Source organism: Parafrankia irregularis, from assembly GCF_001536285.1.
Lineage (GTDB): Bacteria > Actinomycetota > Actinomycetes > Frankiales > Frankiaceae > Parafrankia > Parafrankia irregularis.
In genome coordinates, this window is record NZ_FAOZ01000041.1 from 15,275 (window position 1) to 28,210 (window position 12,936).

The following is a 12,936-nucleotide window of genomic DNA, read 5'->3' on the forward strand; positions in this document are numbered from 1 at the left end:
TTTCCCGGCGTGAATTCCTGGCGTGGTCCTTTCAGGTCTCCGTGCCATCGCTCGGCAGATCCACGGGATCCAACCGCAGCAGATCCTCCGTCGTCGGCGTGGCGAGCTCCGCGACGCGCTGAGCCTGGTTCTCCGTCATCCGCTGGAAAACCTGGCGGGCGAGCCGGCCGTTACCGAAGCCGCGGTTGCGGGGGAGCGCCTCGAAATAGGTGTCCAGGGCCGCGACGGTCGGCTCGGGGAGCTGGTACTCGTGCTGGCGGCACTGGCTGGCGACGATCCGGGTGAGCTCCGCCGAGCTGTAGTCCTCGAAGGTGAGGGTGCGGGAGAACCGCGAGGCCAGCCCCGGATTCGAGGCCACGAACCGGCCCATCTCCGCCGGATAGCCGGCCACGATGACCACGATCCGGTCACGGTGGTCCTCCATCAGCTTGACCAGGGTGGCGATGGCCTCCTGGCCGAAGTCGTTCCCCAGCCCGTGCGGGACGAGGGAGTAGGCCTCGTCGATGAACAGCACACCGCCCAGCGCCCGCCGGAAGACCGCCTGCGTCTTCGGCGCGGTATGGCCGACGTACTCGCCCACCATGTCCGACCGGTCGGTCTCGACCAGGTGGCCGTGCTCGAGGATGCCGAGCGTGGCGAGCAACCGGCCGTAGAGCCGTGCCACCGTCGTCTTCCCGGTCCCCGGATTACCCGCGAACACCAGGTGCCGGCTCAGCGGCGGCGCCGGCAGGCCGGCCTCCTGCCGGCGCCGGACCGTCTGCATGAGCTTGACCTGCGCGCCGACGTCCTGCTTGACCCGGTCCAGGCCGACCAGCCCGGTGAGCTCGGCCAGCAGGTCCTCCAGGGTCTCGGCCGCTTCCGACCCGGACCCGGCGCCGTCCCCGCCGGCGCCGACGCCGGCGCGACCGGCAGTTCCCCCGCCGAGCGCGGTGGCGGCGCCGATGGCGGTCGCCGCGGTGGCGCCGGGGCCGGAGCGGCCCGTGCCGGGCAGGTGCGACTGGCGCACGCCGTCGGTCTCGCAGCGCTCGAAGTGCGGCTCGGCACCCTCGGCCAGGCTCAGGTCCGTCTCGCAGTCCGCGATCCGGCAGCCGATGAGCCTGGGCCGGGCGCCGGCGCCGATGTGCACCGCGGGGAAGGCGGAGCCGGCGATCTCGCACCGCTCGAACGTGCCCGCTCCACCGTCGCCGATGAACAGACCGTTCTTGCCCGGGCGGCGCAGCCGGGTCGACCGGACGTCGGGAGCCGCGCCGGTCCAGACGACCAGGCCTGAACCGCCGGTGTCCTCGATCCGGCAGTCCTCGATCAGAGTGCGGGCACGGCCAGCCAGCACCACGCCGGCCGTGCCGGTCCGCTCGACCCGGCAGGCACGCAACGTGGCCTCGGTGTCGACGCCGATCTGCACGCCCGCTCCGGACCCGCCGGTGATCCGGCAGTCCGTACAGGTGACCGTCGTGCCGGTGGCCACGGTGAGCCCGGTGGCGTTGTCGTCCAGCTCGCAGCCGGTGGCCACCAGCGTCGCCGTGCCCTCGGCGTGGACGCCGGACATGACACTGCCCCGGACAGCGACCGCGGTCAGTCGGGCGACCGCGGCGCCCGCCAGGTGCAGGCCGTGCTCGCGCGTACCCCGCAGCCGGGCACCGGTCAGCTCACCGTGGGCGTCGCCGCCGAGATGGACGTTGCTGTAGCCGCTTTCCTCGACGGTCAGGTCCCGCAGCGCCGCCCGGGCCGCGTCGCTGGCGAAGACTCCGTTCGCGCCGCTGCCGCGCACCGTGAGGCTCTCGCCGTCCAGGGCCCCGCCGTCACGGGCGACCACCCCGCTGGTTCCGGCGGTGTCGACGTCACATTCCACCAGGCGCAGGACCGCGGTGCCGGTGACGACCGCGCCCGCCTGGGTGGGGCGGCGGATCCGGCACCGGGTGAGCGCGACCTGGGCCGCGCCCTCGACGAGCAGCCCGTCCGCGCCTGCGTGGGCGACCTCGCATTCGACGAGACGCACACCGCCGCCCGCGTCGCCCGCGTGATCGGTGCCGTCGGCATCGTCCGAGTCGGTGGCGTCGGCACCGGCGGGCGCGGGCGTGGGCGCGGGTGCGGTGGCCAGCGGGGACGAGCCCAGCAGGCGCACCCCCTCCGCACCCGGGTACAGGAACTGGCAACCTGTCAGCGTCGCGGTGGCGCCTCCCTCGACGAGCAGTCCGCTGCGCCCGGCACGGTTGATCTCGCAGTCCCGCGCCAGCAGCGTCGCGCCGTCCCTGGCCCGCAGCCCGGAGCCGCTCACCCGGCTGACCCGGGTGCTGACGAGCTCCAGGGTGGCCGTGCCGCCGACCACCAGGCCCGTCCCGGCGACGCCCTCGACGACGCAGCCGTCGAGGTGCACGCGCGAGTCACCCAGCACGTGCATCCCGGCCAGGTCGGCGCCGGCGAGCCGGCAGGCCCGCAGCCGGGCCCCGCCGCCGGCGATCTCCACCCGCCCACCGGCGATGTCGCAGTCGGTAAGATCGACGTCACCGGAACCGACGAACAGTGCGGCGGTGTCGGGCTGAGCGGCGACGACGATCAGCCCGACACCGGTCATGGTGACGGCCGCCGCGCTCACGACCACCGGGCCCGGCCCGCTCAGCCACACCGTCCCCGGCCCCCGCTCGGCGACCAGCCGCACCGGCCGGTCGAGGACGAGCCGCTCGGGATAACGGCCGGGGGCGATCGATACCGTGCCGCCGGCCGTCACCGCGTGCAGGGCGGCGGTGACAGTCGTGAACGCTCCCGGTCCGACCCGCGCCACCGCGGCATCGCGGGTGCCGTCGGCACGGCCGGCGCCGCGGTTCCCATCGCCGGTGACCGGATCGTGGTCCGTCCCGGCGCCGCCATCCGCGGCGGGATCGACGCCGTCGGTGACGTGCCTCGGCCCGACCCGCAACCTGCGCATCTGCGTTCTTCTCCCCTGTCCACTGCCGTGCCCGCCCAGTCCGTCCCGTGCCTGTCCGCCCTGTCCGTCACATCGGCGGCGGCGGGGCGGGCGGGACGACGACCGGTGGTGGTGCCGGGATGTTGTCCTGCGGACGCAGGCCGGCGGCGGTGAGCAGCAGGTAGGTCCCCATCGCCCGCTCACCCAGCCGCTCGACGAAGGAGAGGCCGATGTCGGCCAGGCCGCCGCGGTGGAAGTAGCGGCCGGAACCGAGCTGGTGTGCCAGGGCGCGGGCGCCGCCGACCGTCGAGCTGACGACCAGTGTGCCGGCGCCGCCCCAGGCCCCGGCGAGCGCGGCAGCCCCACCGGCCAGCGGGACGTAGTCCTTGGGCAGTCCGAACGCGGCGGCGTTGACGGCGTTGGCGACGAACGCGGCGACGAAGTTCACCGCGATGGTGGACTGGAAGTAGTCATAGGTGGTCTGCCGCCAGCGCGGTGGGTTCTCCGTCCCGCCCCATTCGTTGTCCCAGTGCTTGTCATGGTTGTACGGGTTGCGGTTGAAGTCCTTGCCGCCGTCGACGTTGGCGAGGCCGTCCTTGACGCCCTTGAGCCCGAGGGCGGAGCTGTCGTGGTACATGCTGTTGCCGGTCTTGATACCGCTGGCGATGCCCGCGCCGACCAGCGCCCGGAACCAGTCCTGCGGGTTGAGCTGGCCCTGGTTGAAGGCGAGGCCGATCAGCACCTGGGCGGTGAAGTCCAGGACGAACTCCTGGCTGAAGTCGAGCGCGGCCTTCTGCAGAATGCGGCGGGTGGGGCTGACGAACTCGCCGGCAAGGCCGTCGATCGCCTTGTACTGCAGCCGGTTGGACTCCCGCCACATCCGGTTCTTGCCGCGGAACTCGCTCAGCCCGCCCCGGAACTCGAACTCGCGGCCGACCTGGGAGAAGTCCCGGTGCTGGATGGACCACCGGTTCAGCGGGCCGCGCTCCCACACGGTGCCGGACAGCGAGCGGTAGCGCAGGAGCCGGCCGTTCGCGTCCGTCTCGCGCCACTGCTTGTGGAAGCTCTCCGTCTCCCGGAACACGCCGCCTCCGGAGTCGACCCGCTCCCGGAAGACACCGCCCTGGTCGAACTCCTTCCAGGCCCCGGTGCCGGCCGGCGCGTTCGCGGGCCGGGGGTTGGTGTACTGGCGGACCCGGCCGTCGACCAGCTCGCGCAGGACGTGACCGTTCGCGTCGACGTCGCGCCAGTGCGGCTGGCCGGTGCCGGGCGGCGCGTTGCCGGCCCACGTCCCGTCGCCCCGGGTGAACTGGCGGGTGCCGGCGCTGTTCGGCACGGGGGCGCCGTCCGCGCCGCGGATCTCGGCGCGCCAGGTGCCGTCGGGCATCCGCTGGGCGGTCAGCGACGTGCCCTTGCCCAGCGCGCGGACATCCCGGATCTGGTGCTGCACACCGGCGGCGTCGGCGCGGAAGTCGCGATAGGAGTCGTCCCACGAGCCGGACCAGCGTTCGTTGCGGCCGCTGGTGCGGACCCCGCTGTTCGTGCCGTCGTCCCAGCGCCACCTGCCGGTGCGGGCGTCTCCGGCGGCCTCGACGGTGATCCGCGCCGGGCCGGCCTGGCCCGCGCCGAGCGGGGCGTCTGAGAGCCACTGCTCCGACCGGCCGACGATCTGCCCCATCGTGTTGCGGGTGATGGTCTGCCCGGTGTGCACCGGGGCGAACGGGCCGTGGCCGTGGCCGCCCGGCGGCCTCGGGTTGAACAGCGGCCGGTGGCCCGCCCCGACCGTGCTCACGACATTGCCGGCGGCGTCGGTGTGCCGGACGACCCGCAGCTGCCCGGCGGGGGCCCCGGTCGCGGTGCCGTCGACCCAGTGCTTCCCGTCGGCGAGGAAGTGCCGTTCGCCGTTCGCGACGACGTTCTTGGCGGAGTCGATCTCCCGCCAGTCCAGGGTGCGGGAGCCGGCGGCGGGCAGGTTGCCGTCCAGCGAGGCCCACTTCCCGTTCGCGGCCCGGCCGATCTCCACCGTGTTGCCGTTCTCCAGTTTGATCGCCCCGCGGACGAACAGCCCGTCCCGGGTGAAGTCGGAGAAGGAGCCCTCCGGGGTGATCGCCCGGACGCCGGTGGCCACCTGGGCGCCGTGGGCGTCGGTCTCGGTCCAGCGGAAGACCTGGTAGCGGCTGTCGCCGAGGATCGAGCCGCGGGCGGGGAAGTCGACGGCGCCCAGCTTCGACCCGGCGAGGTGCGAGACGGCCTTGCCGATCGGACGCCCGGGCAGGCCGGCCGGTGTCTTCCAGAGTGCGTCGGGCGGGCGCTGCTCGGCCCACCGGGTGGTCTTCAGCGTGTTGCCGTTGCCCAGGACGTCGAGCGTCCCGGTGTCCTTGATCTGCGGCGAGAACTCCTTGAAGGCGTCGGTGGTCTGGAACCCGCCACCGGGCCTCGGGGCGACGGTGTACTCCCGGTAGTGCAGGGCCTTGGGGAAGAAGTTGACCGCCGAGTGGTAGCGCTGGGCCACCACCTGCGCGCCGTTCGCCCCGGTGTAGGTGTCCCGCCAGCTGGTGCTGAGCCAGCGGTGGTCCCGGACGCCCTCAAGGGTCAGCTGGCCGCCCGCGTCGAACCGGTACCAGCGCCACGACCCGTTCGCCTGCACCTCGGCGCGGATCACGCCGCTGTCGGCGGCCCGGCGGTACTCGCGCACCGTCCGGTCGGCGGGCCAGCCGTGCTGGTGGTCCGACCACAGCCGGCCCTCGGGAAGATCCTCGAAGACCCGGGTGCCCCGCCCGGCCGAGGCGCCCAGCGTGCCGTCGGCGGCGCCGCTCCACTGATGCCAGTAGCGCCGGCCGTCGCCGCCGCGGAAGACCTCCAGGGTGGGCCGCGGGTGGCCGTTGCCGTTGCCCAGGGTCTCCCGGGCGTAGAACGACGTCCGGTCGCCGCCGACGAGCTCGATGTCGCCGTTGGCCTTCACCGTGACGGCGCCGCGGCTGTTGTAGCCGCGCACCGCCGGCGGGGCCTGTCCCGGGCCGAACCCGGCCCGCGGCGCCGCGTTCGCGTGCCCGGCTAGCGGGCGTCCGGCGCCGTCCTGGCGCGCCCACTGGTTCGTGCGGTAGTCGACGGACAGGTGGGTGCCGTCGGCCTGGCCCTTGCGTCCCAGGAAGGAGATCCGCTCCGAGTGCAGTGCCCCGTCGTGGCCGATCACCCGGTAGTCGCCGCCGTGCGGGCCCGGCCCGGTGCTGGTGATCCGGTAGTCGGCGCCGTCGATGGTGACGCGGGTGTTCGGGACGGGGTTCCCGCCGTGGCGCAGCTCCAGCACCGGGTTGCCGGCCGGGTTCAGCGTGGTGTGCAGCCGGCTCGGGCCGAGGTTCCCCCGCGGGTCGCGCGGGGCGATGATCTCGTCGGTGAGGCCGCCGCCGGGTGTGTAGCGCTGCATCTCCCCGGCGGCGTTGCTGAGCCGGAGCTCGCCGCCGGCCCCGATCTGCAGGGTGGGCCAGTCTCGCGGCGCGCCGCCGGGGGCAAGGTGGCGGCCGGTGCCGGCAACGATGTCGAGCTCCACCGCGCCGAACGGGTTCCCGCCCAGGTCGGAGGCGTTGAACCGGGTGGCGGTCTGGTTGCCGGCGGCGTCGTAGCGGTGCCAGGAGCCGTCGGCCGCGTTGGTGATCTGGTGCCCGCCACCCGGCTGGGCCTGGTAGGTGAAGTTGTCGGGCGCGGGCTGGCCCGGCCGGTGCAGGGTCGCCGTCCCGGCGGTGAAGTCGATCTCCAGGCGGCCGGCCGCCGCACCGGCCGGGCCCTGGACGTCGAGCCCGGCGCCGGTCTGGTCGCCGGCGCCGTCGAAGCGCAGCGTCGAGTTGTCGGCCGCGTTGGTGAGCTGGTGCCCGCCGCCGGGCAGCGGCTGGTACGCGAAGTTGTCGGGGGCCGGCTGGCCGGGGCGGTGCAGGGTGGCCGCGCCACCGGTGAAGTCGATCTGCAGGCGGCCGGCGGCCGCGCCGCCCGGGTCGCGGACGTCGAGGCCGGCGGCGGTCCGGGTGCCGGTGTGGTCGAAGCGGTGCCAGGAGTTGTCGGCGGCGCGGGTGATCTGATGCCCGCCACCGGGCCGGAGCTGGTAGGTGAAGTCGTCCGGGACGGGCTGCCCCGGCCGGTGCAGCGTCGCCGTGCCCGCGGCGAGGTCGGTCTCCAGATGGCCGGCCGCCTGGCCGTTCGCCTCGCGGATGTCGAAACGGGCGGCGGTCAGGTCGCCGGCGGCGTCGAACCGCTGCCAGGACCCGTCGGCGGCCCGGGTGATCTGGTGCGCGCCACCGGGCAGCGCCTGGTAGACGACGTTGTCGGGTACCGCCTGGCCCGGCCGGTGCAGGCGGCCCGTGCCGGCGACGATGTCGATCTCCAGCTGGCCGGCGGGCAGACCGCCCGCCCGTACCTCGAACAGCGCGCCGGTCTGGTTGCCGGCGGCGTCATAGCGAAGCCAGGACCCGTCGGCGGCGCGGGTGATCTGGTGCGCGCCACCGGGCAGCGGCTGGTAGGTGAAGTTGTCGGGGGCGGGCTGGCCCGGGCGGTGCAGGGTCGCCGTGCCGGCGGTGAAGTCGATCTCCAGGCGGCCGGCCGCGACAGCGGCCGCACCACCCGGGCCGGCCGCACCACCCGGGCCGGCGGGGCCGGCCGGGCCGTGGACGTCGAGCCCGGCGTGGGTCAGCTGGCCGGCGGCGTCGTATTCGCGGAACAGGCCCGCGTCCGCCGGGTCGGAGATCCGGAACCCGCCGTGCCCGAGTTCGGTGACCTCGCCGCGGAAGATCACCGTGCCCGCGCGGTCGATGACGGTCCCGAGCTCGGGTCCGGCGTGGGCGGCCGCTCCCGTCCCGGCGGGCGCCGGGACGTCGAGGTTCAGGTGCAGCCCGCCGGCCAGCGGCCGGCCATAACCGTGGACGGCGCCGTCCGGCCCGAGCTGGCGGATGTCGGTGGGGCGCATGCCACCGAGCAGCCGGGGGCGTTCGAGCAGGGAGAGCCGTAGCGCCTCGTCGTCCGCCGCCTGCAGCCGGTTGACGTCGAGGCCCAGATCGTCGAGCCGGCCCTGCGCGACGTCGAACCGGGCCGCGGCGCTCTCCAGGTTCGCACCGGCCTCCAGCTGGGCCGGCGTGGCGACCGTCTTGCCCTTGCCGGCGCCCGCCACCGACGTACCCTCGCCGAGCGGCCGGGTGTCCGGGCCCGGGTGCAGGTCGTCGTGGACGGTGCGGGCCTCGGCGAGCTGGTGGCGGGCGATCTTGAACTCCGCCCAGGCGTGGTCGGTCGCCGCCGCGAACGGGTCGTCCACCCCGCGGGCCCGCAGCCCGGCGGCGAGCTTCGCCTGGACGGCCTCGGCGACGTGCAGGTTCTTCTCCGCCCGGGCGATCTTCTGGGCCGCGGCCAGTGGGTCGCTCCCGTTCCCGCCGCCGAGCCGGGTGATCTCCAGGTTCTCCCGGGCGAGGCGCACCTCGGCGGAGATCCGGGTGAAGTCGTTCAGCGCGTTGCTGATCGCCGCGCCGCCGTCGCGCGCACCGCCCTCCACCGCCCGAGCGCTCACCGCCTCCGTGGCCGTGGCCGGCGTTGGCGGGCTGAACGGTTGCGGGCCGGGGGCGTGTGGCGGGGCGAGCAGGTCGAGCGCCGAGTGGACCGAGGGGTCGCGCGGCTCTGGCAGCCCCTGGCCACCATCGGCTGACCGGGCGGTCAGCCCCAGGTCGTCGCCGTGCACGGTGCCGAGGGTGCCCTGCTGCAGGCCCGCCAGCTCGCCCGGCCGGCCCAGCTCCCCGGTGTGCGGGGCCGGGTGCACCGGTGCCGCGATCTGCACGCCGTTCGCACCGATGAGCAGCTCGGTCCGGGCCGGCGGAGCGAGGGCCGCCGGGCTCGGCAGGGCACCGCCGAGTGCCGCCGCGGCGGGCGGGGCGGTCACGGCCGGCGGCGGCGCGATCTGCTGGGCTACGTGGCTGGGCGGGGTCAGCTGGGTGGGCGGGGTCAGCTGGGACGGCGCGGGCGCCGATGGCGCGTCGAAGGCGCGGCCCGGGAACACCGCTCCGTCGTCGGCCGCGCCCAGGTTGAAGGCGACCTGGGTGTCGGAGACCCTGACCGCGGTGAGATCACCGTTGAGCGCCGCCCGGATCTCGGGCAGGCCGTTCACCGTCGCGTCGCCGGCGTGGTGCACGGCCAGCCGGGCCGGGGAGACGAGGTCGCTCACCTGCGCGCCGCCGGCCGGGGTGACACCGCCGAGGGCGCTGGTGCTGGCGGGCGTGTGGACACTGGCGAGCGGGTTCGCGCCGGTGGCGGTGTTGGCGTCGGCGAGGATCTTGGTGGTGTCGGCCGACAGGTGCGACGTCGCCGGCAGGCTCGCGGGCGCGGGCGCGGCCTCCTTGCCAGGCGTCAGCAGGACGGCGCCCGAGAGGTCGAGGTCGGACCGGACCGGCGCCACCGGCTCTGGCCTGAGTGCCGCGAGATCCCGGCCGGCGACGGTCAGGTTCACGTCGGGCAGGGGCGAGTCCGCGGTGACGATCCGCGCGCCCAGCCCGGCGGGGTCGAGCGGCTTCGCCGAGACCCCGCCGCCGAGATCCGTCCGCAGGGCCGAGACCCCGTCGGCTTTCTCCGGCACCAGCAGGCCGGATTCGGTGCGCACCGTGCCGGGCTCCGGCGGGTCGACACCCCGCAGGATGCCGTCACTGACTCGCAGCGCCCCGCCGGCCGCCGCCGCCAGCTCGACCTGCCTCGCCAGCCCCGCGTAGCGGCTGGCCTGCCCCAGGCCGCGGCCGAGGACCGCGAGCCGGAAGGCGTCCTGGACGCCGAGGACGCCGATCTCCACGCCGTTGAGCGGCAGGAAGATCTTGAGCCACTTCCACCCGCCCAGCTCGTTGCTCAGCACCTTGCCCACCGACCGCGCGGCCTCGACGGACCATCCGCCCAGCCCGCGGGCGAAACCGGGCACCGCACGCACGCTCGCGACCAGTGCCGACGGCAGCCTGCCGGTCAGGTTGACGATGTTGCGGATGAGGCCCGCGGTTGCCGCCGGGCCGGTCACCACGAAGTTCTTCAGCGAGACGAACCCGCGGGCGGCGAGGCCGTCGGCCGAGGTGAACGCCTTGAACATCCAGGTGGAGCCGGCCCGGACGGTGTTCGCGAGGGTGGCGGAGATGTCGCCGACGCCCTTCACGACGGCGGAGAAGGTGATCGTCGAGATCGCCTGCCAGAAGTCGCCACCGATCCTGGCGATCGTCACGCCGACGGAGCTGGCCGCACCCTTGAGGATCTTCGCGGTTGCGCCGGCGATACCGCGCAGCGTGGACAGGGCGATCAACGGTTTGGTGGACGGGCCGAGCAGACCGAGCAGGCCCAGGACCAGGCCGGTGATGTTCGTCTTCCCCGAGGCGAAGTCGACCAGCGCCTTGGTCGCCATGATCGCGTTCAGGCCGAGCGCGATCAGGCCGAGCGGGCCGCCGACGAAGATCGCCACCACGGTGATCGCCAGCACGATCCAGCCGAAGATCTCCCAGAAGACCTCGCAGGCCGACTTCTTCGGGTTCGGCGAGCGGATGTGCTCGCGGGCCCCCCTGATCGTCGCCGCGGCTGTGCCCGCGGCCGTCTTCAGATCGGTGCCGGCCTGGTTCGCGTCCGCGGTCAGGGTGTCGCGGCGCGAGTCGCCCTCGGCCAGGCCCGCGGCCTCGGTGAGCGCTCCGTCCGCCCGGGACTGCGCCTCCCGCAGCGCCGAGATGTAGCTGCGCACCGCGGGCTCGGTCTGCCCGAAGGCGGTGCGCACGCCGCCGATGAAGTCACGGATCGCGGTGGAGATGGTGTCGCGCAGCCAGTCCGCGGTCTTCCCGACGAACGCGCCCTCGCCGCTCTTGGCGACCACCTGGTTCAGGCCGGTCTCGGCGGTCTGCGCGTGCCCGGCCATGGTGTGCATGAAGTCGGCGACGGCCACCAGCGCCTCGGGGTCACCGGGGGTCGGGTCCCCGGCCAGCCCCAGCGGCGACCAGTCGGTCGGACGCGGCACGCGGGCCTCCTGTCGGCGGGCGGGGCACCCTCAGCGGGCGGGGCACTGTCGGCGGGCGGGGCACTGTCGGCGGGCGGGGCACTGTCAGCGGGCGGGTGGACGTCGCCGGCGGGCGGCGTTGCCGGCGGCGCGGCCGTGGCTGGCAGCCACGGCTCCGGCAGGTACTACGCACCCGCCGGGCACCGCGGTTCACCGGTGGACGCCGCGCGGCGTCCACCGGTGAACCTTCTGTGGCCGGGGCGCGTAGTAGGCGGTGGACCAACTGCCGGGGGCTCGCCGCCGAGGCCGCGGCAGTTCCGCGTCCCGCGTCCCGCGCGGGACCTGTTGCGGTCAGGAGCCGGTATGGCCGATCTCGTGCTCGACTACGCGCTGCTGCACGACCTCGCGGGCAGTATGCGCAGCCTGCGCGCGCAGATCGAGACCGACGTGAACACGGTCTCCGGGCGCTCGGTGGTCGGCTCGGGCGGCGAGGTCGGCTCCGTCGCCGTGGGTGACGGCACCCTGTTCGCCGCGCTGAGCGCCTTCTACTCGGCCTGCCACAAGCCGTTCAAGGACTCGATGGACAAGCTGAAGGAGCTCGGCGACCTGCTCGACAGCGTCGCCAAGGCCTTCTTCGACGTCGACGCCGACTTCGCCGGCAAGGTCAACACCGGCCGGCTGCAGGCCCAGATCGGCCAGTGGGAGGCCAAGAAGCTCGCCTGGGAGCACTACCAGGAGACCAAGGACAAGGTCATCACGTACCAGTACTACGACGAGAACGGTGTGCTCCAGACGGCCACCATCCCGCTGTGGGGGCCGGACCGGCCGCCGCCGGAGGACCCGGGCGTGATGCCCACCAGCCTGACCGGCGGGCCTGGTGAGTCGACGACGACCAACGCCGCCGAGGTGAACGACCAGGGGCTGATCATCTCGGAGACGAGCACCACCACCACGCCGAACGGGCTGACCTACACCGAGACGACGTCCTACACCTACGTCGACCGCGACAACGACGGGGATCCGGACGTCGTCGACTACACCACCACCATCACCCATTCGGACGGCACCACCGAGGAGATCGTCAAGAGGACGAACCCGGACGACAGCTATGTCGTCACCAGCACCACCGGGGAGGGTACGACCACGACGTCCGTCACCCCGGCGGCGAACGGCGGCTACCAGAGCGTCACCGTGGACACCGAGGGCGAGACGACCACCGTGACCGTCGCGGTGAACCAGGACGGCACCGGGACGAAGACCGAGGTCGGCCCGAACGGGACCGACGTCTACACCGGCACCCCGGCGATCGGCCAGTGGACGCTGCAGTCCCACACCGACCCCGAACCGGACTACTCCCAGTACCCCATCGGCGTCTGATCACCAGGATCTGATCACCAGGAGCGGCCCATGCCCAACATCTCGATCGACTACGCGAAGGTGAACACCGTCGCCACGTCGCTGAACGCCGCCGTCACCGAGACGGTGCCGAAGCTGACCTCGCTGCAGTCGGCGGTGACGGCGCTGCTCACCAGCGACGGCGGCCTGTGGCTGCAGAAGTCCAGCCCCGTGCTCAGCCAGCAGTACACCGACTTCAACACCTCGGTGACCGGCGCGGTGAACAACATCACCAGCTTCGCCCAGCAGTTCAACAACATCGTCGCCCAGCTGCAGGCGATGGACGACGCGATCAGCGCCTCCTGAGAGAAGGACGGAATCCATGGCGGAGATCCAGGTCGACTACGGCCAGGTCAACACGGTCGCCAGCCGACTCACCACCGAGGGCGGCGAGATCAAGACGACGCTCACCCGGCTGCAGGGGCAGGTGACCGAGCTGCTCACCGGCAGCGGTGGGTTGTGGCTGCAGCAGTCCAGCCCGGTGATGAGCGCCCAGTACACCGAGTTCAACGCCTCACTCACCACCGCGATCGAGAACATCGGCAAGTTCGCCGAGAGCTTCAACCTGATCGCGCAGAACCTGCAGAACATGGACACGGAGCTGTCCAAGCCCCCGCCCGCCTCGACCGGCGGCTGAGCGGGCCCGGCGGGCCGCGGCGGCGTCCGC

Annotated in this window: 5 protein-coding genes; 3 read left to right on the forward strand and 2 right to left on the reverse strand. The window is 73.8% G+C overall.

Annotation, left to right across the window (positions count from 1 at the left end):
* Nucleotides 1-31: 31 nt before the first annotated feature.
* Together AWX74_RS42195 and AWX74_RS34850 are read right to left on the reverse strand one after the other, a co-directional pair.
* A complete protein-coding gene (locus AWX74_RS42195; protein ID WP_091285512.1) occupies nucleotides 32-2,923 on the reverse strand; it encodes a right-handed parallel beta-helix repeat-containing protein in 2,892 nt (963 codons plus the stop codon).
* A gap of 67 nt (nucleotides 2,924-2,990) precedes the next feature.
* Nucleotides 2,991-10,895 carry a hypothetical protein gene (locus tag AWX74_RS34850; protein ID WP_091285515.1) on the reverse strand — a complete coding sequence of 2,635 codons (7,905 nt, stop codon included), beginning with the start codon at nucleotides 10,893-10,895 and terminating at the stop codon, nucleotides 2,991-2,993.
* A gap of 342 nt (nucleotides 10,896-11,237) precedes the next feature.
* Between AWX74_RS34850 and AWX74_RS34855 the strand changes: the two genes are divergently transcribed.
* The 3 genes from AWX74_RS34855 to AWX74_RS34865 are packed head-to-tail and all read left to right on the forward strand — an operon-like array spanning nucleotide 11,238 to nucleotide 12,906.
* Nucleotides 11,238-12,251 carry a hypothetical protein gene (locus tag AWX74_RS34855; RefSeq protein WP_091285519.1) on the forward strand — a complete coding sequence of 338 codons (1,014 nt, stop codon included), beginning with the start codon at nucleotides 11,238-11,240 and terminating at the stop codon, nucleotides 12,249-12,251.
* A 30-nt stretch (nucleotides 12,252-12,281) separates the two neighbouring features.
* On the forward strand, nucleotides 12,282-12,575 hold the full coding sequence (locus AWX74_RS34860; protein ID WP_054567627.1) for a hypothetical protein: 294 nt from the start codon (nucleotides 12,282-12,284) through the stop codon (nucleotides 12,573-12,575).
* Nucleotides 12,576-12,591: 16 nt separating this feature from the next.
* On the forward strand, nucleotides 12,592-12,906 hold the full coding sequence (locus AWX74_RS34865) for a WXG100 family type VII secretion target (RefSeq protein ID WP_091285522.1): 315 nt from the start codon (nucleotides 12,592-12,594) through the stop codon (nucleotides 12,904-12,906).
* Nucleotides 12,907-12,936: the final 30 nt, after the last annotated feature.

Excerpts from the sequence above, each read along its gene's own strand:
- AWX74_RS42195 (WP_091285512.1), bottom strand. The coding sequence starts at position 2,923 with ATGCGCAGGTTGCGGGTCGGGCCGAGGCACGTCACCGACGGCGTCGAT.
- AWX74_RS34855 (WP_091285519.1), top strand. The coding sequence starts at position 11,238 with ATGGCCGATCTCGTGCTCGACTACGCGCTGCTGCACGACCTCGCGGGC.
- AWX74_RS34860 (WP_054567627.1), top strand. The coding sequence starts at position 12,282 with ATGCCCAACATCTCGATCGACTACGCGAAGGTGAACACCGTCGCCACG.
- AWX74_RS34865 (WP_091285522.1), top strand. The coding sequence starts at position 12,592 with ATGGCGGAGATCCAGGTCGACTACGGCCAGGTCAACACGGTCGCCAGC.